Raw genomic sequence first — 23212 nt, forward strand, 5'->3', positions numbered from 1 at the left:
GGGCATGAGCCCGGCTCCGGCCGCCAGCCCATGCGAGCGGCGCGGCGGCGAAAAATGCGACCGAAAACTTTATCAGAAGACCATGGCGCCCAAGGCGCGGGCGCGGGCTTCTTGTGTCAAGCTTTGTAAGGATGGCGGGAAGCCACGGCGCCCGGCACGCGCCGGAAATGATTGTCCCAGGACAGGTCCGACGAAGCCGGCAACACCGGCCGCTCCTGCCCGCCCGCATCCGCGCGCAGCATGGCGCCCAGGCCGCTGCTGACCAGGAAGCCGCCGGCGCTGGCCGGCGCCACGCCGCAGCCGTCCGCCACGGCAGTGACGCCCAGGCTGCGTCCGCTGGCCGCGTCCCAGTACATGACCTGCCCGCCCACGGGGCTGGACGTGGCCACCACCGCGCCGGCCGCGTCCGCCGAGACCGAGCCGATGTAGTTGCGCATCTGTCGCAGGGCATCCCCGGGACCGGGGAACAGTTCCAGCGCCTGGCCGCGACGATGCCGGCCGACCAGCGCGGGCCGGTCGCCCGCCGGCCCCATGTACTGGCAGCCGAACCACACCGCGCCGTCGGCCGCGACGGCCAAGTGCCGGATCGACAGCCGGTGCAGCGCGGGATCCAGTTCCACCCGCTCGAGCAGCTTGCCGCTGGCCGCGTCCAGATAGGCCAGGGACGGGCGCATCGTGTCCAGGTTCAGCTCCAGCTTGCCGTAGTCCGGATGCGTCAGGATGCCGCCGTTGGCCACGCACAGCGTCTTGCCGTCGGGCAGCAGCAGCACCTCGTGCGGGCCGATACCGCCGCAATCGAATTCGCCCACGCGCCGGTAGGCGCCGCCGGCCGAGGCGTCGTAGATGCCGAGCACGCCGCGTCCGCCGTCGAAATCATTCTCGGTGGCGGCCAGCAGCCGGCCGTCGTCGAAGAACGCGCCATGACCGAAGAAATGCCGGCTCTCCGGCAGCTCCAGTTCGATGGGCCCGGCCGCGCCGTCCAGGTCGAAACCCAGCGCGAAGAAGCCCGGCTGGCGGCCAAACACCACGGCGCGCCCGCCGGCCGCGTCAATGGCGAAGCTGTGGCCGCGCGCCGGCATCGGCACCACACGCAGGTCGCGGCCCGACTCGTCCAGCAGCGCGGTCTCGTCGCGGCCGCCGCGCTTGCGCGCGCTCAGGTAGCGCGCGCCACCGGCCCGTCCGGCATCGGCGGCCAGGACCGCGCCAGGGATGTGTGCCAGCCCCAGCGCCGCGCCCAGCGCCAGGAAGCGGCGGCGGTCAATCGCCATCGAGCGCATTGAAGCCGATGGTCACGCCCAGCGCGGGCGCCAGATCCTGGTCGACCACCGCCTTGGCGTTCTTCAAGGTCAGCCCCGCCAGCGTCCATTGGCGGCGCGTCTCGCCGTCGCTGGCCACGTCCTGGTATGGCGCCGCCGCGTCGCGCATGGTCTGCGCGGCGCGCGACAATTCGCCGCGCACGGCCTCGTCGATCCAGCCGCCGCCCTGCGGCAGCGGATAGGCGCCGGCGCGGTAGAAGGCCAGCATGGCGTCCAGGCTGGACGCCAGCGTGCGGGAGGACAGATTGCTGCGCCAATAGGCGGCGCGCTTGGGCCGGGCGGCCTCGGGCGCGTCGCCCAGCACGGGCAGGATCTTCACGTCGCGCGCGAACTGCAGGCCGGTGGACAGCGCCTTGACGGCCTCGGCCGCCACTTCCTGCGCATTGCGGTACAGGTCGTTGGCGGGCCTGGGCGCGGCGAACTGGCGGCCGAAATCGCCTTCGGCGCTCCAGGCCTGCGCCAATTCGCGCGAGATGCCGGACACGTTGGCGGACACCGCCCGGGCATAGCCGCAGGCATAGGCGAAGCCCGCGCCGTCGGCGCGTTTGAGCAGCGCCGGCTCGCCGTACAGCACGTATTCCAGCGCTGGCAGGCCCTGCAGCGCCACGCTGCGCCCGGCCATCGCGCCGGGCTTGATCAGCTCGGGATCCTGCGCGGCGATGGCGGCCTGCACCTGCCTGGGCATGACGCCGCGGGTGTCGGGCCAGAAGGCCAGCCGCTCGTAGCGGTTGGCCTGGACCAGCGGACCGAAGCGCAGGAACTCGATGCCGGACCAGGCCAGGGCCAGCCCGGTGTGCGCGTCGTTCACGCGCATGGCGCCGGCGGCGTCGGGCCGCGCGCACCAGGCGCCCAGCGCGGCGTCCATCTGTTCGGAGGCCTGCGCCATCCTGGCCATCGCGGGCCGGGCGTAGTCGCGCGCCAGGCGCTCGCCCAGGTCGGCGGGCAGCCCGGCCGCGATCGCGACCGGCGCCAGCGAGCAGAGCGTGGCGGCGCACAGGACCCGCGCGAAGGATCGGGGCAATGCCCGAGGCAGCATCCGGAACGTCACCCCCGTCAACGACGCAGGCAGGGGCCGGGACGGCACGGAGCCGGCGCGACGGCCGGCGGTGAACGGAGGCATCACAGGGACTCCAGGAAACGGATCAGGTCGGCGCGCTCTTCGGGCGTCATCGCCACCACGCGGTCGCGCGCCGGCTTGGCCGCGCCGCCGTGCCACAACACGGCTTCCAGCAGCGTGCGCGCGCGGCCGTCGTGCAGCCAGGTCGCGCCGGGATTGACGGTCTTGGTCAGGCCGATGCCCCACAGCGGCGGCGTGCGCCATTCGCGGCCGTTGGCCAGGCCGTCGCTGACGCCGTCGGCCAGGTCGTCGCCCATGTCGTGCACCAGCATGTCGGTGTACGGCCAGATCAGCTGGAAACGGTGCTCGGCCTGCCTGGCATTGCGGCTGGTGACGTACTTGGGCACGTGGCAGGCCACGCAATTGGCCTCGTAGAACAGCTTCTTGCCCGCCAGCACGCGCGCATCGCCGGCGTCGCGCCGCTGCGGCACGGCCAGGTTGGTGGAGTAGACGGTGACGAAGTCCATCAGCTTGGCCGGCACCTCTTCGGGACCAAAGCGTGGCTGCGCGCCATGCGGCATGTCCAGGCAGCGCTGCTGGCCGCGCGTGCAGTCGCCCCAATGGCTGGGGAACATCGGCGTGGACAGGCCCATGTCGTTGGAGAAGGCAGCGGCGCTCTGCTGTTCGACCGTGGGCTGGCCGGCCTTCAGGTTGAAGCGACCCAGCACGGTCTTGCCGCTGCGCACGTCGGTCACCCAGTTGGCCTTGCCGACGATGCCGTCGCGCTTGTCGGCGCCCACATTGGCCAGGATGTCGGCCTCGTGGATGGATTCGAGCAGGCCCAGCCCGATCATGGGCGGCGCCAGGCGCGGCGAGATCTGCGTGTCGGCGCGCATCGGGCCGTAGCCCAGGTTCTCGATGCGGTAGGCGGGCTTCATCAACGTGGCGGTCTCGCCGCCATTGAGCTGCACGACCATCGGCGTGTAGTCGATCTCCATGCGCCCTTCGGCCGGCACGCCGGCCACGGCGAAGTTCTGCAGCTGCACGCCATAGACAGGCTCGGGCAGCGAGGCGATCTCGTCCGGCCCCAGCCTCGGATGGCCACGGTCCGGCCCTTCGGGAATGGCCAGGCGCAGCAACAGCGCCACGGCGTCGGGCCGTTCCAGCGGATCGAAGCCCGGCACGGAGCCGCGCCCGTCCTTGGTGTGACAGGCCTGGCAGGAGCGCGCGTTGAACAGCGGCCCCAGGCCATCGGAGGCCTGGGTGGACGACGGCGCCGACACCCAGTCCTTGCGAAACAGGCCATTGCCGACCTGGAACTCCTGGCGGCGCTCGAAATCCATGTTGGCCGAGGGCTGCGAGAAGATGTCGGCGTTGATCATCTTGCCGGTGGTGGCCGCGCCGGCCTGCATGGTCTCGAAGGTCTCGGCCTTGGAGAAATCGCGGGCGGGCGCGGTGATGGCGGTGACGCGCTTCAGATCCCCGGGCGTGAGGTCATCGCGCACCGGAGGTTGCGCGGCGGCGCCGGCATGGGCCGACGCCGCCAGTACGGCTGCCAGGACGAGCTTCACTTGAATACGGCGTCGGGCTTGTCCAGGCTGTCGGAGCCTTCGATGGCGATCTTGCCCAGGTCCAGCAGCGCGATCACGCGTTCCAGGCTGCGGGTCTGGTCGATCAGGCGGTCGATGGCGGCCTGCACCACCGCGTTGCCTTCCTTGTTGCCGTCCGCGATCATCTGGTCGTAGGTCTCGACCGTCTCGGCGCGCGTCTTCATGGCCTGCATGGCGGCCACGGTGGCGTCGAGCTTGGCGCGCACCTCGGCGTCGAGCTTGGGGTCCTTGGCCTTGACCAGTTCCGACAGGCTGGCGCCGGACACGGTCTTGCCGTCGATGCGCTTGTACTCGCCCAGGTAGACGTTGCGGATGCCGATCTGGTTGTAGAAGTGCGAGTTGTGGGTGTTGTCCGAGAAGCAGTCATGCTCTTCCTCGGGATCGTGCAGCATCAGGCCGAGCTTCATGCGCTCGCCGGCCAGTTCGCCATAGGACAGGCTGCCCAGACCCGTCAGCATGGCCACCAGGCCCGCCTTGGGATCTTCCTCGACGGCCTTGCGCGCGGCGCCGCCCTGCTTCCAGTGGCCCGCCATTTCTTCCAGGTCGGTCACCAGCAGCTCGGTCACGGCCTTGAGGAAGTCCACGCGGCGCTCGCAGTGGCCGCCGGTGCATTGCTTGGTGTCGAAGTCGGTGTGCGGACGGTTGCCCGAGTGGCGTTCCTGCGGCGTGCCCTGGCGGCCGGCCGGCGCCGGGCCGGTGCCGTTCAGGTCCTGGCCCCACAGCAGGAATTCGATGGCGTGGTAGCCGGTGGCCACGTTGGCCTCGTTGCCGTCGGCCTCGTGCAGCACCTCGGACAGCAGCTTGGGCGTGATCTTGCTGGCGTCGACGGTCTTGCCGCCGACCGAGATCTTGGAGTTGGCGATGACGTTGACGGCGTAGTAGGCGTTGTCGTCCTTCTCGGTGCCGTAGGACGCGTCGACGTAGTCGATCAGGCCCTCATCCAGCGGCCAGGCGTTGACCCGGCCTTCCCAGTCATCGACGATGGCATTGCCGAAGCGGTAGGCCTCGGTCTGCTGGTACGGCACGCGCGCCTCCAGCCAGGCCTGGCGCGCCGCCTTCAGCGTGTCCGGGCTGGGCTGGGCGACCAGCGCGTCCACCGCCTTGCGCAAGTTCCTGGCCGAGGCCAGCGCGTCCTCGTAGCCGGCCTGGGCCAGATCCGAGTAATTGGCGACCACGGCCTTGGGTTGCACCGCGGCCAGTGCCGTGCCGCCGTATACGGCGGCGGCCAGCGCCACCCCCAAAAGCAACTTGCGCATACGAATTCTCCCGTGACTCCGGCGGCCCGCCCCCACGGCGGACCAGCCTGGACTCTATTTTGCGGATGAGAGTGTAAACAATTTTCGTTTGTCGTTCAGCACGAGGTCAGCTAGCTGACATTTATCCGAATAGATGCTGTGCGTTTCCCGTTGACGACGGTGTACGCTCTGAAGAGGTGCACGCCACACTCGGGTTGCCCGGCGGCGGGAACCTTCAACGCAAAAGGAGCACGCCGTGCCTATCCGCAATGATCCGTCCAGGCCACACGAGGCCAGGCTCATCAACGAGCCCATCACCACGCCACGGAATATCGTCGAGCTACTGGCCCAATGGCGGCAGGACGAACCGCTGGGACCGGAAGATCAATTCCCCGAGACAGCCGACCTGCTGCTGCAGCCGGAGTTCGACCCTTTCAGCTCCAACTGGTGCATAGCGCACCGCCTCGGTTCGCGCCCGGCACCGATATAACGCATGTCGGACGCGAACCGCCGCAGCAAGCTGACGGCAACAAGCTGACCCCATCAAGCCGGCCGCAGCCAGCGTCGCAACAGCCGAGTGACCAGCGGAATGCAGGCATACACCATCACCGGCGTCAGCGCGACGCTGGTCAGCAGCGCGCGCCAGAACGTCGGCAAGGCCGCCAGCCGTTCGCCCAGCAGCGCCGAGAACATCAGCAGCAGCGGGAAGTAGGCCAGCCAGATGCTGACCGCCTGCTTCCAGCGCGGCGGCGCGCTTGGCCCCTGGCCGAACCAGCCGTCCATGCCGCGCGCGCGGCGCACCTCGCTGCCGCGCACCAGCGCCGCGCCGCGCTCCAGCCACATGCGGCGCGGCAGCGAGCGTTCCCAGCGATCCAGGCTGGCCTCGCCGTCAAAGCGCAGCACGATCTGGTATTGATCGCCGCCCGCCGGCGGCTGCAGCACGCCGGAACCCAGGAAGCCCGGAAAGCCCGCCGCCAGGATCTCGCCCTGCCGCATCCAGGCCAGGAAATCGCCGTAGCGCTCGGGCTGGATGTGTCGGGTGACGAGCAGGGTGACGGGGGCGGACGAGGCGGAACGCGGCATGAGGGACTCCTGTGCGGCTCGCGGCGACTGGCGAGCCTGGCATTGGAATATCAAGCAAGCGGCGTGCCAGCCGGGCCTCGCGGCTGGCGCGGCGGCCCGCATTGAGCCTGCAGGATTGCGCGTCTACACTGTCCCGACCCCCTCCCCCCCAACTTGGAGCACGCGTCCCATGAGCACCTACAAGATCGCCGTTTTCGTCGGCAGCCTGCGCGCCGCCTCGATCAATCTGCGCCTGGCCCGCGCGCTGGAAAAACTGGTTCCCCCGGATTTCAAGTTTGATTACGTGAACCTGGACGTGCCGCTCTTCAACCAGGACAACGAGAACAACCTGCCCCCGGGCGTGGCCAAGCTCAAGCAGCAGATCACCGAATCCCAGGGCGTGCTGTTCGTCTCACCCGAGCACAACCGCTCGGTGCCCGCCGCCATCAAGAACGCCATCGACTGGGGCTCGCGTCCGTGGGGCCACAACTCCTGGGCCGGCAAGGCCGCCGGCGTGCTGGGCACCTCGCCCAGCGCCGCCGGCACCGCGCTCATGCAGCAGCACCTGCGCAACATCCTGGCCGCCGAAGGCGCCAGCACGCTGACCACGCCCGAGGTCTTCCTGCAGTACTCGGACGGCCTGGTGAACGACCAGCACGAGATCACCAACGAAGGCACGCGCAAGTTCCTGCAGGGCTGGATCGACCGCTACGTCGACTGGATCCGCAAGTTCAACAGCTGATCCGCGCCATGGCCGGGCACGGCTTTGGCCGCGTCCGGCATCTGGCGGATCCGGATGCGTTCCGATCGGCGGACCCGTGGCTGTGGGCTTATCCCCGCCAACTGTGGAGAAGCTTGAGGACAGCCTTGGGGCAGCCTGGAAAAACCCTGCTGCGCCAAGCACTTGCAAGGGCCGATCAAAAACTGCGCAATCGCTCCGAAACGCCCTGCGCGACCGTGTTATCCACTGTTTTGCCGGCATCCGGACAAGCCGGCGCGGCATTCATCCCCATGCGCCGCAATTGTCCCCGCCTTCTGTGGAAAAACATGAGGACAGCATGAGGGCAGATACGAAATCCTCTTTGCAATCAGTACCCTGCAGGCACTGCTCAAGAAACGCCCAATCCCCGGATATCCCGGCCCTGGTTGTCCCCGCCAAATGTGGACAAGGCTGAGGACAGCTTGCGGGCAGTCTGCAAATCCTCTTTCGCGTCAATGACTTGGAACTCGTGGGCAATAAACGAGCAGCGCCGGTTCGGCGCGCTGCCGTGGACGCGGGTCCGCGCCATCGTTCATGATGCATGGCCGCTTGTCCCCATCGAATGTGGACAAGCCTCTGAACAGTCTAGTGACAAGCCGAAAATGTTCTTTGGCGGCAAGGACTTGCAATCACTGCTCAAGGAATGACCTGTCCACGCCCCGGGAACAGGGCGGGCCGCGGCGAACGCGGCTCCGTGCACTGGCCCGGCGCCAGCTCCAGGCGATGCCCGCGGCCGCCCCGGAGCCGGCACGACGCCGCTATTCGTTGCCTTCCAGGCGCATGCCGATCTTCAGGCCGACCTGCCAGTGCGCCACCTTGCCGTCCTTGATGTGGCCGCGCACTTCGGTGACCTCGAACCAGTCCAGATGGCGCAAGGTTTCGGAGGCCCGCTCGATCGCCTGCTTGATGGCGTCGTCGGTGGACTTGGTGGAGGAACCCACCAGCTCGATCTGCTTGTAGACGTGGTTGGACATTGCGTGTCTCCTGGAAGGAATCAGTCACGAACTGTCGGCCGCCAGCGACTCCGGCGCTTGCGACCGGCAATCCATGCGGACAGGATACGCCCGCCGCGCCCGCCATGGCGCATGTCGTCGCATCCGCGCGCCAGGATCATGCGCCCGATCAACCGGCCTCGAACGCGGCGAAGCGCTCCTGCAGGCAGGCGCGCAGGCGCTTGACCGCCGGCGACAACAGCATGCGGTGCACGCACAGCAGATACAGCGGCGAAGGTTCGCCCCGATGGTCGCCGAACAGCTGCACCAGCCGCCCGGCGCGCAGGTCTTCCAGCACGTCGTAGCGCGATTTGTAGGCCACGCCGCAACCGGCCAGCGCCCAGCGGCGCACCAGTTCGCCGTCGTCGCTGACGCGGTCGCCCTTGACCGGCACGGTCTGGGACACGCCGTCGCGCTCGAAGGTCCAGCGGTCGTGCAGCGACTCGCCCAGCACGAAGGACAGGCAGTTGTGGCGGCGCAGGTCCACGGGCGTCTGCGGCGTGCCGTGACGCGCCAGATAGGCCGGTGACGCGCACACCACGCGGCGGTTGGATTCGGACAGGGGCAGCGCCACCAGGCTCGAGTCGGCGGGCGTGCCGTAGCGCACCGCGATGTCCACCGGCTGGCGGAACAGGTCGGCCAGCCGGTCGCTGATGCGCACCTGGAAGCCGACGCGGGGATGGCGGCGCTGGAATTCGTCCAGCCAGGGCAGCAGCACGTTGCGCCCCAGGTCCGAGGGCACCGAGATCGACAGCGTGCCGCTGATGGCGGTCTTGTCGCGCGCCAGCGCGTTGCGGCCGGCGTCCAGCGTGGCGATGGCCGAGCGGGCGTACTCCAGGTAGCGCTCGCCGTCCGCCGTCAGCCGCAGGCTGCGCGTGGAGCGGACGAACAACCGCGTCTCCAGCGTCAGCTCCAGCCGTTTCAGGGCGGCGCTGGCGACCGCCGGCGTCAGGTCCAGCTCGCGCGCAGCGGCCGAGAAGCTGCCGTGGTCGGCCGCGGACACGAAGATCCTCAGGTCTTCGAAGCGGACCATGATGTCCTCATTTTCAAAAAATTATTGAAACTGGTTCCGATGCTAGCCGGTTTTTCACTTGCCCGCGCCGGGCAATGATGGCCACACCCCGACTCATCAGCGTCGGTCGGCGGACAAGCCCGCCACCGCCGCGGCAAACCCGACACACTCAGGAACCCTCACATGAAAATCGAACTGAATGGCAAGAAAGCGCTCATCACCGGCTCGTCCGGCGGCATCGGACAGGCCATCGCCCAGGGGCTCGCCGAGGCCGGCGCCGAGGTGGTGCTGCATGGCCGCGACGCCGGCAAGCTGGCGCGCGCCGCGCAGGAGATCGCCGCGCGCGTGCCCGGCGCGCGCCTGGGCACCGTGCAGGCCGACCTGGCCACCGCCGACGGCGCCGCCTCGATCTGCGCCGCGCATCCGGACGTGGACATCCTGGTGAACAACGCCGGCTACTTCGCACCCAAGTCCTTCACCGAAATCACCGACGACGACTGGCAGTACATGATGGACGTCAACGTCATGAGCGGCGTGCGCCTGTCGCGCTACTACCTGCCGCGCCTGCTGGCGGCCAACTGGGGGCGCATCGTCTTCCTGTCCAGCGAATCGGCGCTGCAGATTCCCGCGGAAATGATCCACTACGGCGTCAGCAAGACGGCGCTGCTGGGCGTGTCGCGCGGACTGGCCGAGCTGACCGCCGGCACCGGCGTGACCGTCAACGCCGTACTGCCCGGCCCGACGCGCTCGGAAGGCGTGGCGTCCTTCTTCGCCGACCTGGCGCAGGCGCAGGGCGTGCCGCAGGCGCAGATGGAGCGCGACTTCATCGCCCAGAACCGCCCCAGCTCGCTGCTGCGCCGGCTGGCCACGGTGGAGGAAGTCGCCAACATGGTGGTGTACGCCTGCTCGACCCAGGCCTCGGCCACCAACGGCGCGGCGCTGCGCGTGGATGGCGGCGTGGTCCGCTCGATCGCCTGAGACCGCCCACCCATCATCCGGAACCCTGACATGAAAGCCATCGCCTATTTCGAGAACCTGCCCGCCGACCATCCCGAGGCGCTGCGCGACATCACGCTGCCCGAGCCCGTGCCGGGCGAGCGCGACCTGCTGGTCGAGGTGCGCGCCATCTCCGTGAACCCCGTGGACGTGAAGATCCGCGCCAACCGCAAGCCCCAGGACGGCAGGCCCGAGGTCATCGGCTGGGACGCGGCCGGCGTGGTGCGCGCCGTGGGATCGCGCGTCAGCCTGTTCAAGCCCGGTGACCGCGTCTGGTACGCCGGCGCGCTGGACCGCCCTGGCGCCAACAGCGAGCTGCACGCGGTCGATGAGCGCATCGTCGGCCGCATGCCGGACAGCCTGGACTACGCCCAGGCCGCCGCGCTGCCGCTGACCACCATCACCGCCTGGGAACTGCTGTTCGACCGGCTGCGCGTGCTGGACAACGCCTTGCCCAGCCAGCAGAGCCTGCTGGTGGTGGGCGCGGCCGGCGGCGTGGGTTCCATCCTGGTCCAGCTGGCGCGCCAGCTGACCGGCCTGACCGTGATCGGCACCGCCTCGCGCCCGCAAACCCAGGCCTGGGTGCGCGAGCTGGGCGCGCATCACGTCATCGATCACGGCAAACCGCTGGCCGAGGAACTACGGCGCATCGGCATCGACGAAGTGAGCCACATCGCCAGCCTGACCCACAGCGACCAGCATTTCGCGCAGATCGCCGAAGCCATCGCGCCGCAGGGCCGGATCGCGCTGATCGACGACCCGGCCGCCATCGACGTGCGCCTGCTCAAGCGCAAATCGGCCTCGCTGCACTGGGAATTCATGTTCGCCCGGCCGCTGCACCAGACGCCCGACATGATCGCCCAGCATGAACTGCTGAACCAGGCCGCGCGCCTGATCGACCAGGGCCGGTTGCGGACCACGCTGGGCGAACACTACGGCACGATCAACGCCGCCAACCTGCGGCGCGCGCACGCCTTCATCGAAAGCGGGCGCGCTCAGGGCAAGGTGGTGCTGGAAGGCTTTTGACGGCCGGGGGGCGGCGCCGGGCGGCCGCCTGCGGATTTCTTGCGGCGGGCATCTCGTATTACTGCGCGGAAACGGTTAAAACCGCGTTTGCGCGATGCCCGACTGCAGCCGCGCGCTCTCCGGAGAACTCCCCTGCTCGCCCACATGCTCGACCAGGCCCTGGAGCCCAGCCTCTGGGCCATGGTCGCCTTGACCCTGCTGTTGCTTCGTTTCGTCCCGCTGCAAGGCTGGCTGGCCGTGCTCGTGGCCGGCATCACGTCGGGCCTGATCCTGGACACCATCCAGTTCCGGGTCGGTCCCCCGCGCCTGTGGGACGCGCTGGTCTGCGGCTCGGTGCTGGCGGCGCTGCTGGTCGCCGCGCTGCTCGAATCCCTGTACGCGCTGTTCAGGCGATACCGTGACGGCAAGACCCGGTCCTGAACGCCAGGCGGCGCTCCGGCCACCGCATGGCCCGGCGTTACATCCGGTTTAGCCTGCTGCACGCATCTTCACACTCCCTATTCAAATCCCCCCAGACTGACGGCTGCCGCGCGGCCAGAATCCCATCCATCGCGGCCCCATGCTTGAGGATGGCCGCAAGCACGGAGATCGGCCCATGGAGACGGCAAGCGCGGCGCCCGCAGCCCGGCTGGACCTGCTGGACGCGCTGCGCGGCTTCGCGCTGCTGGGCGTATTGCTGGCCAATCTGCGCGATTTTTCCCTGCATCAGTTCCTGCTGGACACCTCCGCGATCCAGAACGGCATCGCGCAGAAGCTGATGGCCGCGCTGCTGGACGCCAAGGCCGCAACCCTGTTCTCGCTGCTGTTCGGCGTCGGTTTCGCCATGCAGATGCGCGCGCGCGAAGACGCGTCCCCGCGCTACCGCCGCCGGCTGCTATTGCTGCTGCTGATCGGCCTGGCGCATGCCTGGCTGCTGTGGTGGGGCGACATCCTGCGCTACTACGCGCTGCTGGGGCTGCTGCTGTTGCCGATGGCGCGCTGGAGCCCGCGCCGGCTGGCGCTGGCCGGCATCGCCGTCGCCCTGTTCACCGCGCCGCTGCTGGCGCCGTTTGTGAAAGCCTGGCTGCCCGCCGTGACGCCGCATGCGCGGGCAGCGGCCGAGGCGCTGGCAGCCTTCTCCAGCCCCGATCCCGGCCGCGCCTGGGCCGCCAATCTGGATTACGACCTGCGCATGCGCCTGGCCAACTGGAGCCTCGCCGGCTTCGTGCTGGGCCGCCTGATGGTGGGCTCGGCGCTGGGCGCCACCACGCTGTTCAGCCATCCGCATGAGCGGCGGCGCGCCTGGCTCGGCATCCTGGCCGCCGGACTGGCCGTCGGCATGCCCGCCACCGCCTTCGCGCTGCTGCGCGACCAGCAGATCCTGTTCAACGACGGCTGGTGGACCGGCGCCGACGCGCGCGCCGCGGCCCGCGTGATCCGGGCCGCGGCCTCGCTCTCGCTCGGGCTGGCCTATATGGCGGCCTTCGCGCTGCTGTTCCTGCATGGCCTGCCGCGCAAGCTGCTGATGGTGTTCGCGCCCGCCGGGCGCATGGCGCTCAGCAACTATCTGGCGCAAAGCCTGATCGGCGTCGCGCTGTACTACGGCGCCGGGGCCGGCCTCGGTCCCGCCCGCGAGCTGTCGCCCGTCCTGCTCCTGGGCCTGGCGCTGTTCGCCGTCCAGTCGGCGGGCAGCGCCTGGTGGCTGCGGCGCTTTCACTACGGACCTTGCGAATGGCTGTGGCGCAGCGCCACCTGCGGCAGCTGGCAAGCGCTGCGTCGCCAGGCGACCGCCGTCAACGCGCCGCAGCGGCGCATGGAGAACCCATCATGATGAAATCCACCGCCATCGCCTGCCTCGCGGCCTGGACGGTCCTGGGCGCCGGCTGCGCCGATGGCACCGCCATCGCCACCGGCAACCGTCATCCCCCCGCGCTGGCCGCGAACGTCACGCTGTATTCGGCGCCGCCGGGGCGCAGCTACGAGGTCGTGGGACTGGTTCGGGCCGAGAGCGATGCCGGCCTGACGGCGCAAAGCTCGATGGAATATGCGATCGAGGAACTGAAGAAACAGGCCGCCAGCCTGGGCGCAAATGGCGTGCTGCTGACCGGCAGCGGCGTGCGCGCGGTCGGCATGAACACCACCTACAACCGGCAATCGCACACCGCGTCCAGTTCAGTGGAGGAAGTGCAGCATCTGGAAGGCCAGGCCATCGTGGTCCGCTAGCGCGGCGGCCTGCGCGACTCGCCCAGAGTCCGGCCTGGCTCCGCTCGGGCAGGCCGCTACTGCCACAGGCGGACCTCAGCCGCGCGCGTCGCGCCGGGCGCGTGCCTGGGGATTGTTGATCTCGGTCTCCAGTTCGGCGATCAGCCAGGAGAACCAGCCATTTTCGCTGCGGGCATAGACCACCGCCGCCGGCGTCTTGCCGGCGCGCCAGTCCGGCTGGTGCGCGTCCATCCAGGCGGACAGGCTCCTGTGCGGCGCCAGCAGGCCGGACAGCCAGGACCAGGCGTAGTCCGCCGCGCTGCGGCGCAAACCCTTGGCGCAAGCGTAGACGGTGGGCTCCAGCGGCAGGCTGCCCGAACGCGCGAGCCGCTCCTGCACCCGGCGCAAGATTTCCGCCGTTGCCTGCAATTGTTCGGTGCTGAGCTTTTTCACTTGGAGACTCCCTGGCTTGATGTCGGCGGATTATCGCCTGATCGCGCCGGGCTTTCCAAGCTGGAAATCCAGGCGCAGCGAGGCGCTGTAGCGCTCGCCCGGCGTCAATACCCGCATGCCGGTGCGCGCGTCGCCCGCCGCCGCCAGGTTGAAGGCGTCGGCGACGTTGCTGACCGGCTCCACGCACAGGAAATCGGCGCCGGGCGCGGTGTACACCACCAGATGCGCGAAGGCCGGATCGGCGCGCAGGGCCAGCTCGCGCCCGTCGTCCCAGTGCAGCGTGGCGCGCCCTTCCCATTGCGACAGATAGGTATCGCAGCCCTCGGCCGACTGGCGCAGCTCGCGCACATGCGTGACCTTGCTGCCCGTGGGCAGGCCGCGCTCATCGGCCGGCCACAGCCGGCGCGCGTGCAGCGCCACGCGCCGCGCGGTGAAATACGGATGGATGCCGAAGCCGAAGGGCATGGGCGTGTCGCCGCCATTGCGCATGATCAGTGTCAGGCTCAGGCCGCCGGCATCCAGCCGATAGCGCTGCACGCACTCGAACGGCCAGGCCCAGCCCATCGTCCCGGCCGGCGCGTCCAGCACCAGGTCGACCGAGTCGGCCTCCAGCGCCCGCACCTGCCACGACAGGTACAGGCCGCTGCCGTGGATGGCCTCGGACCTCCCCGCCAGCGAGCGCAGCCGATGGCGCGCGCCGTCGAAGGTGAAGACGCCATCGCGGATGCGGTTGGAATACGGCGCCAGCGGATACGAGCCGGCGCGCGGCCACTGGGCCGCCGGCCAGCCCGTCTCGGCCAGCGGCACGATCCAGTCCAGCCCGTCCGTGGACAGGCCGGTCAGGCGTCCGCCCGCCGCGGGCGCGAATTCGGCCGTGTGGCCGGCGCTGGCAATGCGCACGCGCTCGCTGGCATCCAGTGGGGTGTCGTCGTTGGGGAAATCCGGCATGGAAGGCTCCGGCGGCTGGTCGGTGCCGCCCGGCAGCGATTGTGCCCATAGCGCACGGCAGGGATCAAGCCCTACCCTAAACCAACACTTTGTCCTATTGCCCAGCCCGATACAATCACGGGCATGAGTTCCGCAGCGCGGCCTACCACGGGCAATGCCCTCGCGGGCTACACCTCGACGATGTGAACAGAACAACATCTCTGGACGAAAAGCCTGAAGTCAAGTTCATTAGAACCAAGCAACTACAAGCCCCTGATAGCGATGAAATGCAAAATTAGTCAGAGATGGCACATGTTTGTGAGCAGATCGCCTCAAGGAATGCAGGTGCATAGTCCAGAACATAGCTGCATACTTTGAATAGTGGTGTTCACCGTGCCCTTCCTCAGCAAGCTTCGCGACCACGGCACACCTCAACCGTAGCATCGCCTGTAAATCCTCCAAGGAACATCATGTTGACTCGTTTGAAAGTCACCGGATTCAAGAATCTTCGGAAGATCGACGTCCAGTTTGGTCTGTTCACATGCATTGCCGGTGCTAATGGCGTCGGCAAATCGAATCTGTTCGATGCGATCACGTTCTTGTGTGATCTAGCTTCCATGCCAATTCTCAAGGCATGCAGTAATGTGCGCGGCACACATGGCCGGGCGTCAGATTTCGCTTCCCTGTTTTTCCATGAAAAGGGGGAAAAAGAGCTTCGGATGGAATTTCTTGCGGAGATGATCGTCCGCAATGAGGTCGTCGATGATTTCGACCGCAGCGTCAAACCTACTGCAACACTACTTGAATACACCTTGGTGCTTCGTCTAAATACGGAAGCGACGCCTGGCTCATCAAAGGATCCAATCTACATCGAACGCGAAGAATTGCGCGCGAAGCCGTCCAGCGAAGCGCAGAAATTCCTTTCTTTTAACGTTGGCGCCGATCTGGCCAAGAATAGAAAACTGATATTCGGCCCCGGGCCTCGTACATCGGCATTCATCGAAACCGACAGCAAGGACTCAGACATCACCATTCTGCTGCGCAGCGACCGTGGTGGCGGGCAACCCCAGAAGATTTCTGCGCGCAAGAGTCCGCAGACCATTCTTTCGGGTGTTAATTTATCGTCGCACCCAACGGCCTTGGCCGCCCGCAGAGAAATGCAGTCGTGGCGCATGCTGCAATTGGAGCCTTCGGCATTGCGTGCACCGGACGATATGTTTGACGATACGTCGCTTTCCTCCACAGGCGCACATATGCCTAACACTCTGTTTCGCCTTGGCGGGTACAGCGACATCGCAAACCGGTTAGCCGATCTGATCCCCGGCGTTATAGCCTTGGACGTAGATACCGATGAGGCGAGGCAACAGCGCACACTGTCGGTGAAGATGAGCGATGGTCGTCCTTACTCCGCGAGCTCATTGTCGGACGGCACGCTTCGATTCCTTGCGCTTGCAGTACTGGCAAGTGATCCAGATGCCAAAGGACTGGTTTGCTTAGAGGAGCCTGAGAACGGCATCCATCCTTTGCGCATCCCGGAAATGCTGCGCTTGGTCAAGGAGCTTTCCGATGCTGATCTGACAGGAAAAGAGCTTGCCACTCAGCTCTCGCTACGACAGGTCATCATCAATACGCATTCGCCACTAGTCGTGGCTGAGCTTTTGGACGATGAATTACTCTTTGCGGAATCCTTGCGCCTGCGTGGAGCCTCGTTCGCAAACTTCAAACCTATTGGCGGGACTTGGCGCGCACGTGTGCCGGGAGCATCCGATTCAGGATTCATCACACGGGGCGAGCTGCACTCCTACCTCTCCGGCATGAGGATGAAGTCGAAGAGCAACGGTCCAAAACACGTTGTAGACCATTTGCAAACTGAGACACGGGATCTTTTTCAAAGCACCTGATCGCATGATTTGTGTATGAAAACTCTGACAGCAACACTACTCACCGATGGCACATCAGATCGGACTTTATTACCAATCGTCCAGTTTCTCTTGGATAGATGGAGTCCAATTCCCCATCGAATACTGTTCGCCGAAGGCCTTCATTCAGGGGCACTCAAGTTCAAGCTCCCTCGGGTGGTGGAGCTTTTTCCTTGCGATCTGCTATTTGTTCACAGAGATGCGGAGCGCGAGCCTCTTGAAGCCCGTGTTCAAGAAATTCGGTCAGCGCTCGTCGAGTCCGCACCCCGACACTTGCCGCATATTTGCCTTGTGCCTGTACGAATGACCGAAAGCTGGTTGCTACTCGATGAACGAGCTATCCGTTCAGCAGCAGGCAATCCCGACGGACGCTCGCCGCTAAAGCTCCCTAAGGCCGCTGCCATAGAAGGGCTTGCAGATCCAAAGAGCAAGCTGTTCGAATCGTTGACGACCGCAGCCGAGGTGACAGGAAGACATCGGCGAAAATTCAAGCCGGAGGCCGCACGACATCGCGTAGCGGAAATTCTCGATCCAAATATGCTACGTCAACTGGAGTCTTTTCGATTTGCCGAAGCACAGGTCAAGGATTTTTTCGCCTTAACTTCGCCACGTGACCTTCGGGCGGACGCATGAATGTCCCTTGACCCGTCCGATATAAGAACACGGGGTAGCTGCGATGAGCCACTTGCCCCCCGCTGCTACCTGTTCTCTTCATTGGATCAGTTCTAGGTAAGTAGACTGGAATAGCCATGTTAAGAGCGGCATGCTTGACTCTGGTCAGCACCCAGTCACCGGCGAAGACGAACTCCACACAAAACCGTACAGGTTGTTCCCTTTACTCTAGCGGCACGATCCAGTCCAGCCCGTCCGTGGACAGGCCGGTGAGGCGTCCGCCCGCCGCGGGCGCGAATTCGGCCGTGTGGCCGGCGCTGGCAATGCGCACGCGCTCGCTGGCATCCAGTGGGGTGTCGTCGTTGGGGAAATCCGGCATGGAAGGCTCCGGCGGCTGGTCTGTGCCGCCCAAACGGTAATTGTGCCCAGGGCGCCCGGCCGCCGGCAAGTCGGCCGCGAATCGGGCCAGGAAACAGCGAAGCAGCTGCGTTCAAAAAGAAAACGGATACACGCGTCCGGAACAGGTTCCCGGGCAAAGACACGCATCGTTCATCCGTCTGGACTAGGCGTGCTAGACCGTAGCGCCTATACGTGCCATCGGCGCGCGCTCGATATCATCACTCATCTTCCGTTCAGCATGCATGAACCTGTAGCTTGATGGGCGTCGACGCCATGAAAACTGCGTTGGGAATCCTTCTTCTGATCGGCCAGTACGCCTGCCTGATACTGGCATTCGCGGTATCGGCCTACCTCCTGTATCGCTGGAATCTTGCGCGCGACGCTGATCCCGCGACCGCCAACCCCTTCAATCCGTGGTGGCCCGGCGTTGCGCTTGCCGCCCTGAGCGGCCTGTTCAAGCTCGCGCGCAAGGGGCTGGCCAGTGAATCGAAAACGACGAACAGGAAATAACCATGCCGGTCGCTGGACTGCCTCGGATCGCTGGAAATGGCGCCCGGCAATTGGCGGCGATCCGCACGAGCAAATCCCGCCACCAGCACAATGGAGACATCCATGAAAACAAGGCTCATGCTGCTCCTGTCGGCGCTCCTGGCCGCTGGCGCGGTGCCACACGGCTCGGCGGCGCAGCCAGGCCAGGACGCCGAAGCGCCAGACTATCTGCCCTATGCATTCGCCGGTATCCGATACGGCGCCCGGATCGAGGAAGCCATCAAACGCTTCGGGCCGCCGCTGCGCAGTGAGTCAGTGGCCGCGTCCGAGCAGCTGTCCTGGGCCGACGGCCAGCTGATCATCTCGTTCAACAAGAAGACCCGACGAATCAACTCCTTCGCGACGAACGGCCCCTTGGGCATCAGCGCGGTCGAACAGGCGCAAGCGGAGCCGTTGCTCTCGTTGCTGACGCTCGGCAAGGCGGAACTGGCCAGGCAATTGGGCTCCCCGACCCAGTCGTCCCATGACCAGCGCCGAATGAGCTGGGATTACGCCATCAACCCCAAGATCAAGGCCACGCTCGCGTTCCACTGCCCTAACAGCCCGGAGCAGCCCTGCACGGAACTGGACCTGCATTGGACGGGAACGGCGATCTGGGATCCCGATGACGGCGTCGACACGCAGGGCCTGCGCACCCACCCGATCTGCGCGTGGACGACCAATGCCGTGAAGATCCTCGCAAAGCGGCTCCCGACGGGCATCCGCGCCTCGACCGAACAATGGGACCTGGAGGTGTATGAGAACACGGAAACCGGCGGCTGGACGCTGATCGGAAAGAGCAAGGCCACGCAGGCGCCGGAAGGCGGAAGGTACTGCACGCTGGCCAGTGGCGATCAGCTGCGCGGATATGTCGGCACGCCATGGCACAAGGCCTATTTCAAGCCCTAGCACGGCTTGCCTCCAGGGAACCCTGACCGCAATCCGTGTCCGGCCTGCCTGCCCGGCCGTCGCGATGGGTCATCGCAAAACCGTCTCTTTGTCCTATTGCCCGGCCCGATACAATCACGGGCATGAATTCCGCAACACAGACCACCGCCGCCGACGCCCTCGTGGGCCATACCCCCATGATGCAGCAGTACCTGCGCCTCAAGAACGAGGCCGGGCCGCTGCTGCTGTTCTACCGCATGGGCGACTTCTATGAAATGTTCTACGAAGACGCCGAGCGCGGCGCGCGGCTGCTGAACCTGACGCTGACCAAGCGCGGCTCGTCCAACGGCACGCCGATACCCATGGCCGGCATCCCGGTGCACGCCATGGAACAGTACCTGGCGCGGCTGGTGGCGCTGGGCGAGTCGATCGCCATCTGCGAACAGATCGGCGACCCGGCCACGTCCAAGGGACCGGTCGAGCGCCGCATCGTGCGCATCGTCACGCCCGGCACGCTGACCGACGATGCGCTGCTGCCGGCCAAGGCCGACCGCGCGCTGGCCTCGATCTTCATCGGCGGCAACGCGCGCGCGCCGCGCGCCGGCCTGGCCTGGTTGAACCTGGCCAGCGGCGACTTCCGCGTCACCGAATGCGCGCCGGCCCAGCTGGAATCCGAGCTGCACCGCGTCGCGCCGGCCGAGATCATCTGCGCCGAGAGCGCCGAGCTGCCCTTCTCGTTCGACGGCGCCCGCGCCCGCGTGCCCGACTGGCACTTCGAGGGCGACAGCGCGCGCGCCCATCTGCTGGCGCATTTCAAGACCGACACGCTGGCCGGCTTCGATGTCGAGGACATGCCGGCCGGCGTCTGCGCCGCCGGCGCGCTGCTGCGCTACGCCGCGCGCACCCAGTCGCAGGCGCTGGCGCACGTGCAGAGCCTGTCGGCCGAGCGCCCCGGCCAGTACGTGCTGCTAGACCCGGTCACGCGCCGCAACCTGGAACTGACCCAGACCCTGTCGGGCGAGGACGCGCCCACGCTGTTCTCGCTGCTGGACGCCTGCCGCACGCCCATGGGCAGCCGGCTGCTGCGGCGCTGGCTCCATCACCCGCTGCGCGAGAACGCGCCGGCGCTGGCGCGCCAGCACGCCATCTCGGCGCTGCTGGCCGGCCGCATGGACGTGGAACAGACCTTCGGCGCCGCCGGCCTGCTGGAAACGCTGCGCGCCACGCTCAACGCCTTTCCCGACATCGAGCGCATCGCCGCGCGGCTGGCGCTGCGCTCGGTGCGCCCGCGCGAGCTGGCCAGCCTGCGCGACGCGCTGCACGCCCTGCCGGCGCTGCGCGAGCTGGTCGCCCCCATGTCGTCCTCGCCGCGCCTGGGCGAGCTGCTGGCGCAGCTGTCGGTCGACCCCGACCTGGCCGGCCTGCTGACCCGCGCCATCGCGCCCGAGCCGGCCGTGGCCATCCGCGACGGCGGCGTGCTGGCGGCGGGCTTCGATGCCGAACTGGACGAGCTGCGCGGCCTGGCCGCCGACGGCGGCGATTTCCTGCTGCAGCTGGAAGCGCGCGAGCGCGAGCGCACCGGCATCAGCAACCTGCGCGTGGAATTCAACCGCGTCCACGGCTTCTATATCGAAGTGACCAAGGGCCAGACCGCCAAGGTGCCCGAGGACTACCGCCGCCGCCAGACGCTGAAGAACGCCGAGCGCTACATCACTCCCGAGCTCAAGACCTGGGAAGACAAGGTGCTGTCGGCGCAGGACCGCTCGCTGGCGCGCGAGAAATGGCTGTTCGAGCAGCTGCTGGACGTGCTGGCCGAGCACGTGCGCCCGCTGTCCGACTGCGCCGCGGCGCTGGCCGAGCTGGACACGCTGGCCGCGCTGGCCGAGCATGCGCGCCGTCACGACTGGGTGGCGCCCGAACTGTCCGAGCAGGCCGACATCGATATCGACGCGGGCCGCCATCCGGTGGTCGAGAACGCCATCGAACGCTTCACGCCGAACGGCTGCCGGCTGGACCCGGCGCGCCGCATGCTGCTGATCACCGGCCCCAACATGGGCGGTAAATCGACCTATATGCGGCAGGTCGCGCTGATCGCGCTGCTGGCGCGCACCGGCAGCTTCGTGCCGGCGGCCAGCGCGCGCGTCGGCAAGATCGACCGCATCTTCACCCGCATCGGCGCGGCCGACGATCTGGCGGGCGGCCGCTCGACCTTCATGATGGAAATGACCGAGGCCGCCGCCATTCTGTCGGCCAGCACGCCCAACAGCCTGGTGCTGATGGACGAGATCGGCCGCGGCACCTCCACCTACGACGGCCTGGCGCTGGCCTGGGCCATCGCCTGCCGCCTGCTGGCGCACAACCGCGCGCTGACGCTGTTCGCCACGCACTATTTCGAACTGACCCGCCTGCCGTCCGAACAACCCTCGGCGGCCAACGTGCACCTGGCCGCTGCGGAATCCGCCGGCGGCATCGTGTTCCTGCACGAAGTCCGCGAAGGCCCGGCCAGCCGCAGCTACGGGATCCAGGTCGCGCAGCGCGCCGGCGTGCCGGCCGCCGTGATCCGGCAGGCCACGCGCGAACTGGAACGCCTGGAATCCCAGGGCGCCCCCACGCCGCAACTCGGCCTGTTCGCCGCCGCGGCGGACGCCGACGCGCAGGCCGAGGCCGCCGCCGAACGCTCCGGCGCCCTCGAGGCGCTGGACGCGCTGCGCGACGAACTCGCCGCCATCGATCCCGACAGCCTGACCCCGCGCGAAGCGCTGGACGCCCTCTACCGTCTCAAGAAGCATCTGCAATGAACCTCGATCACCCCCTGCCGCTGCTGGGCAACCAGAGCCCCAACGACTTCATGCGCCGCTACTGGCAGAAGAAGCCCCTGCTGATCCGCCAGGCGATTCCCGGCTTCAAGCCGCCCGTCGCCATCGCCGCGATCAAGAAGCTGGCGCGCCGCGACGACGTGGAATCGCGCCTGATCTGGCGCGAGAACGGCGAATGGCAGATGGAGAACGGCCCCTTCGCCCGCCTGCCCAAGGACAACGAAGGCGACTGGACGCTGCTGGTGCAGAGCGTGGACCTGCACAGCGACGCCGCGGCCGAACTGATGCAGCAGTTCCGCTTCATCCCCGATGCGCGCCTGGACGACGTGATGATCAGCATCGCCAGCCACGGCGGCGGCGTCGGTCCGCACTTCGACAGCTATGACGTGTTCCTGCTGCAGGCCGCCGGCCAGCGCGAATGGCGCTACGGCCGCCAGAAAGACCTGTCGCTCGAGCCCGGCCTGCCGCTGAAGATCCTGAGCCGCTTCGAACCCGAGGCCAGCGCCGTGCTGTCGCCCGGCGACATGCTCTACCTGCCGCCGCAGGCCGCGCACGACGGCATCGCCGTGGGCGACGGCTGCATGACGATCTCGATAGGCTTTCGCGCGCCCACGCAGGCCACGCTGGCGCGCGGGCTGCTGGAAGCGGCCGCCGACCAGGTCATGGCGCGCGTCGGCCTGCTGGGCGGCCCCTACGGCGAGCCGGCGCTGCCCGGCCCCAGGCTGTCTGCCGTCTACCGCGATCCGGCGCAGCCGGCCGTCGCCACGCCGGCGGAACTGCCTGACGGCCTGATCGCCGCCACGCTGGAAACCGTCGACAAGCTGCGCTTCGACGAAGCACTGGCGTCGCGCTTCCTGGGCTGCTGGCTGACCGAGCCCAGCAACCTCAGCGTGTTCGATGCGCCCGAGGGCATGGACGTGGACCTGGAAGAAGACTGGCCCGCGTCCGGCAACCTGCTGCTGGATCGCCGCAGCCGCATGCTCTATCGCGGCAAGCAGCTCTTCATCAACGGCGAGACCGCGATGGTCCCGGCCGACGCCGCGCTGCGCAAGCTGGCCGACGCCCGTCGCCTGGATTGCGCCGATCCGCTGTGCGCCAAGCTGTCGGACGAGGCGCGGTCCTGCCTGGCCGACTGGCTGGATTCCGGCTGGATCCGCTACGTAGCGGCCTAGCGTTCGCCGGGCCGGATCCCGCGGCGCGCTGTAGGATCCGGACACCTGCGCGTATCCATCGCGCACAGAACGCAATCAGGTCTGTGCGCGGGGACACATAAGGAAAGACATCACACCGCGCGGAAAGGTTTGTTGCCTTTGGGATGCCACCGCTTTAATTTGCAAACCGGCTCGCACATTGAGTTCCTGTAGCCTGACTCCTGGTTTCCCCTGAGTGGGTTTCAAGAGTCATCATCTACAGGAGTCCAAAA

23 protein-coding genes are annotated in these 23212 nt (G+C 67.3%); 13 read left to right on the forward strand and 10 right to left on the reverse strand.

Translation table 11 applies throughout. The features are described 5' to 3' along the window. Nucleotides 1-116 precede the first annotated feature (116 nt). The 4 genes from AC6LJ9_RS11720 to AC6LJ9_RS11735 all read right to left on the reverse strand — a co-directional run bounded on the left by AC6LJ9_RS11720 (nucleotide 117) and on the right by AC6LJ9_RS11735 (nucleotide 5239). On the reverse strand, nucleotides 117-1268 hold the full coding sequence (locus AC6LJ9_RS11720; RefSeq protein WP_498147678.1) for a DUF1513 domain-containing protein: 1152 nt from the start codon (nucleotides 1266-1268) through the stop codon (nucleotides 117-119). Further along, nucleotides 1258-2352 (reverse strand): imelysin family protein, encoded by a 1095-nt coding sequence (locus AC6LJ9_RS11725; protein ID WP_498147732.1) that lies wholly within the window; start codon nucleotides 2350-2352, stop codon nucleotides 1258-1260. The genes AC6LJ9_RS11720 and AC6LJ9_RS11725 overlap by 11 nt, the downstream gene beginning before the upstream one ends. Nucleotides 2353-2435: 83 nt before the next feature. Further along, the gene (locus AC6LJ9_RS11730) at nucleotides 2436-3944 is read right to left on the reverse strand and encodes a di-heme oxidoreductase family protein (RefSeq protein WP_498147679.1); all 1509 of its coding nucleotides are present in this window, start codon (nucleotides 3942-3944) and stop codon (nucleotides 2436-2438) included. Further along, nucleotides 3941-5239 (reverse strand): imelysin family protein, encoded by a 1299-nt coding sequence (locus tag AC6LJ9_RS11735; RefSeq protein ID WP_212314266.1) that lies wholly within the window; start codon nucleotides 5237-5239, stop codon nucleotides 3941-3943. Before AC6LJ9_RS11735 ends, AC6LJ9_RS11730 begins: the two co-directional genes overlap by 4 nt. 235 nt (nucleotides 5240-5474) lie before the next feature. Between AC6LJ9_RS11735 and AC6LJ9_RS11740 the strand changes: the two genes are divergently transcribed. Then, the gene (locus AC6LJ9_RS11740; RefSeq protein WP_498147680.1) at nucleotides 5475-5708 is read left to right on the forward strand and encodes a hypothetical protein; all 234 of its coding nucleotides are present in this window, start codon (nucleotides 5475-5477) and stop codon (nucleotides 5706-5708) included. 53 nt (nucleotides 5709-5761) lie between these two features. On the opposite strand, the gene AC6LJ9_RS11745 is transcribed toward AC6LJ9_RS11740, so the two are convergent. Next, on the reverse strand, nucleotides 5762-6301 hold the full coding sequence (locus AC6LJ9_RS11745) for an antibiotic biosynthesis monooxygenase (RefSeq protein WP_498147681.1): 540 nt from the start codon (nucleotides 6299-6301) through the stop codon (nucleotides 5762-5764). A 169-nt stretch (nucleotides 6302-6470) separates the two neighbouring features. Here AC6LJ9_RS11745 and AC6LJ9_RS11750 point away from each other — a divergent pair, with 169 nt between their 5' ends. After that, nucleotides 6471-7022, forward strand: coding sequence for an NADPH-dependent FMN reductase (locus AC6LJ9_RS11750; RefSeq protein ID WP_498147682.1), 552 nt, complete (start codon nucleotides 6471-6473; stop codon nucleotides 7020-7022). A 776-nt stretch (nucleotides 7023-7798) separates the two neighbouring features. Here AC6LJ9_RS11750 and AC6LJ9_RS11755 read toward each other — a convergent pair. Continuing rightward, nucleotides 7799-8014, reverse strand: coding sequence for a dodecin (locus AC6LJ9_RS11755; RefSeq protein WP_103275523.1), 216 nt, complete (start codon nucleotides 8012-8014; stop codon nucleotides 7799-7801). A gap of 148 nt (nucleotides 8015-8162) precedes the next feature. Then, complete coding sequence (locus tag AC6LJ9_RS11760) at nucleotides 8163-9065, reverse strand: LysR family transcriptional regulator (RefSeq protein ID WP_498147683.1); 903 nt, start codon at nucleotides 9063-9065, stop codon at nucleotides 8163-8165. 162 nt (nucleotides 9066-9227) lie between these two features. Between AC6LJ9_RS11760 and AC6LJ9_RS11765 the strand changes: the two genes are divergently transcribed. The 5 genes from AC6LJ9_RS11765 to AC6LJ9_RS11785 all read left to right on the forward strand — a co-directional run bounded on the left by AC6LJ9_RS11765 (nucleotide 9228) and on the right by AC6LJ9_RS11785 (nucleotide 13268). Further along, entirely contained in the window at nucleotides 9228-10022 is a 795-nt protein-coding gene (locus AC6LJ9_RS11765; RefSeq protein WP_498147684.1) for an SDR family NAD(P)-dependent oxidoreductase, read from the forward strand. 30 nt (nucleotides 10023-10052) lie between these two features. After that, entirely contained in the window at nucleotides 10053-11066 is a 1014-nt protein-coding gene (locus AC6LJ9_RS11770) for a zinc-binding alcohol dehydrogenase family protein (RefSeq protein WP_498147685.1), read from the forward strand. 144 nt (nucleotides 11067-11210) lie between these two features. Continuing rightward, nucleotides 11211-11486: a hypothetical protein gene (locus AC6LJ9_RS11775; RefSeq protein WP_498147686.1), complete on the forward strand. Its 276-nt coding sequence runs from the start codon at nucleotides 11211-11213 to the stop codon at nucleotides 11484-11486. A 175-nt stretch (nucleotides 11487-11661) separates the two neighbouring features. Next, nucleotides 11662-12876, forward strand: a complete 1215-nt coding sequence (locus AC6LJ9_RS11780) for a DUF418 domain-containing protein (RefSeq protein ID WP_498147687.1) — start codon at nucleotides 11662-11664, stop codon at nucleotides 12874-12876. Continuing rightward, a complete protein-coding gene (locus AC6LJ9_RS11785) occupies nucleotides 12873-13268 on the forward strand; it encodes a hypothetical protein (RefSeq protein WP_498147688.1) in 396 nt (131 codons plus the stop codon). The genes AC6LJ9_RS11780 and AC6LJ9_RS11785 overlap by 4 nt, the downstream gene beginning before the upstream one ends. A 75-nt stretch (nucleotides 13269-13343) precedes the next feature. On the opposite strand, the gene AC6LJ9_RS11790 is transcribed toward AC6LJ9_RS11785, so the two are convergent. Together AC6LJ9_RS11790 and AC6LJ9_RS11795 are read right to left on the reverse strand one after the other, a co-directional pair. Further along, nucleotides 13344-13700, reverse strand: coding sequence for a hypothetical protein (locus tag AC6LJ9_RS11790; RefSeq protein WP_498147689.1), 357 nt, complete (start codon nucleotides 13698-13700; stop codon nucleotides 13344-13346). A gap of 30 nt (nucleotides 13701-13730) precedes the next feature. Then, nucleotides 13731-14648, reverse strand: coding sequence for an aldose epimerase family protein (locus AC6LJ9_RS11795; protein ID WP_498147690.1), 918 nt, complete (start codon nucleotides 14646-14648; stop codon nucleotides 13731-13733). Between the two features lie 449 nt (nucleotides 14649-15097). On the opposite strand from AC6LJ9_RS11795, the gene AC6LJ9_RS11800 reads away from it, so the two are divergent. Together AC6LJ9_RS11800 and AC6LJ9_RS11805 are read left to right on the forward strand one after the other, a co-directional pair. After that, the gene (locus AC6LJ9_RS11800) at nucleotides 15098-16528 is read left to right on the forward strand and encodes an AAA family ATPase (protein WP_498147691.1); all 1431 of its coding nucleotides are present in this window, start codon (nucleotides 15098-15100) and stop codon (nucleotides 16526-16528) included. 15 nt (nucleotides 16529-16543) lie between these two features. Then, a complete protein-coding gene (locus tag AC6LJ9_RS11805; RefSeq protein ID WP_498147692.1) occupies nucleotides 16544-17179 on the forward strand; it encodes a hypothetical protein in 636 nt (211 codons plus the stop codon). 202 nt (nucleotides 17180-17381) lie between these two features. On the opposite strand, the gene AC6LJ9_RS11810 is transcribed toward AC6LJ9_RS11805, so the two are convergent. Then, entirely contained in the window at nucleotides 17382-17537 is a 156-nt protein-coding gene (locus AC6LJ9_RS11810; RefSeq protein WP_498147693.1) for a hypothetical protein, read from the reverse strand. Between the two features lie 275 nt (nucleotides 17538-17812). Here AC6LJ9_RS11810 and AC6LJ9_RS11815 point away from each other — a divergent pair, with 275 nt between their 5' ends. The 4 genes from AC6LJ9_RS11815 (at nucleotide 17813) to AC6LJ9_RS11830 (ending at nucleotide 22961) form a co-directional block, all read left to right on the forward strand. Further along, the gene (locus AC6LJ9_RS11815) at nucleotides 17813-18067 is read left to right on the forward strand and encodes a hypothetical protein (RefSeq protein ID WP_498147694.1); all 255 of its coding nucleotides are present in this window, start codon (nucleotides 17813-17815) and stop codon (nucleotides 18065-18067) included. 102 nt (nucleotides 18068-18169) lie between these two features. Beyond that, the gene (locus AC6LJ9_RS11820; protein WP_498147695.1) at nucleotides 18170-18994 is read left to right on the forward strand and encodes a hypothetical protein; all 825 of its coding nucleotides are present in this window, start codon (nucleotides 18170-18172) and stop codon (nucleotides 18992-18994) included. A gap of 122 nt (nucleotides 18995-19116) precedes the next feature. After that, nucleotides 19117-21771 carry a DNA mismatch repair protein MutS gene (mutS, locus tag AC6LJ9_RS11825; protein ID WP_498147696.1) on the forward strand — a complete coding sequence of 885 codons (2655 nt, stop codon included), beginning with the start codon at nucleotides 19117-19119 and terminating at the stop codon, nucleotides 21769-21771. Beyond that, nucleotides 21768-22961 (forward strand): ribosomal protein uL16 3-hydroxylase, encoded by a 1194-nt coding sequence (locus AC6LJ9_RS11830; RefSeq protein ID WP_498147697.1) that lies wholly within the window; start codon nucleotides 21768-21770, stop codon nucleotides 22959-22961. The genes mutS and AC6LJ9_RS11830 overlap by 4 nt, the downstream gene beginning before the upstream one ends. Nucleotides 22962-23212 lie beyond the last annotated feature (251 nt).

The organism is Achromobacter sp. 1011811831, assembly GCF_059760905.1.

Coding starts and splice junctions, on each gene's coding strand:
- AC6LJ9_RS11720 (WP_498147678.1), bottom strand. CDS start 1,268: ATGGCGATTGACCGCCGCCGCTTCCTGGCGCTGGGCGCGGCGCTGGGG.
- AC6LJ9_RS11725 (WP_498147732.1), bottom strand. CDS start 2,352: ATGCTGCCTCGGGCATTGCCCCGATCCTTCGCGCGGGTCCTGTGCGCC.
- AC6LJ9_RS11735 (WP_212314266.1), bottom strand. CDS start 5,239: ATGCGCAAGTTGCTTTTGGGGGTGGCGCTGGCCGCCGCCGTATACGGC.
- AC6LJ9_RS11745 (WP_498147681.1), bottom strand. CDS start 6,301: ATGCCGCGTTCCGCCTCGTCCGCCCCCGTCACCCTGCTCGTCACCCGA.
- AC6LJ9_RS11750 (WP_498147682.1), top strand. CDS start 6,471: ATGAGCACCTACAAGATCGCCGTTTTCGTCGGCAGCCTGCGCGCCGCC.
- AC6LJ9_RS11755 (WP_103275523.1), bottom strand. CDS start 8,014: ATGTCCAACCACGTCTACAAGCAGATCGAGCTGGTGGGTTCCTCCACC.
- AC6LJ9_RS11760 (WP_498147683.1), bottom strand. CDS start 9,065: ATGGTCCGCTTCGAAGACCTGAGGATCTTCGTGTCCGCGGCCGACCAC.
- AC6LJ9_RS11765 (WP_498147684.1), top strand. CDS start 9,228: ATGAAAATCGAACTGAATGGCAAGAAAGCGCTCATCACCGGCTCGTCC.
- AC6LJ9_RS11770 (WP_498147685.1), top strand. CDS start 10,053: ATGAAAGCCATCGCCTATTTCGAGAACCTGCCCGCCGACCATCCCGAG.
- AC6LJ9_RS11775 (WP_498147686.1), top strand. CDS start 11,211: ATGCTCGACCAGGCCCTGGAGCCCAGCCTCTGGGCCATGGTCGCCTTG.
- AC6LJ9_RS11780 (WP_498147687.1), top strand. CDS start 11,662: ATGGAGACGGCAAGCGCGGCGCCCGCAGCCCGGCTGGACCTGCTGGAC.
- AC6LJ9_RS11785 (WP_498147688.1), top strand. CDS start 12,873: ATGATGAAATCCACCGCCATCGCCTGCCTCGCGGCCTGGACGGTCCTG.
- AC6LJ9_RS11795 (WP_498147690.1), bottom strand. CDS start 14,648: ATGCCGGATTTCCCCAACGACGACACCCCACTGGATGCCAGCGAGCGC.
- AC6LJ9_RS11800 (WP_498147691.1), top strand. CDS start 15,098: ATGTTGACTCGTTTGAAAGTCACCGGATTCAAGAATCTTCGGAAGATC.
- AC6LJ9_RS11805 (WP_498147692.1), top strand. CDS start 16,544: ATGAAAACTCTGACAGCAACACTACTCACCGATGGCACATCAGATCGG.
- AC6LJ9_RS11810 (WP_498147693.1), bottom strand. CDS start 17,537: ATGCCGGATTTCCCCAACGACGACACCCCACTGGATGCCAGCGAGCGC.
- AC6LJ9_RS11820 (WP_498147695.1), top strand. CDS start 18,170: ATGAAAACAAGGCTCATGCTGCTCCTGTCGGCGCTCCTGGCCGCTGGC.
- mutS (WP_498147696.1), top strand. CDS start 19,117: ATGAATTCCGCAACACAGACCACCGCCGCCGACGCCCTCGTGGGCCAT.
- AC6LJ9_RS11830 (WP_498147697.1), top strand. CDS start 21,768: ATGAACCTCGATCACCCCCTGCCGCTGCTGGGCAACCAGAGCCCCAAC.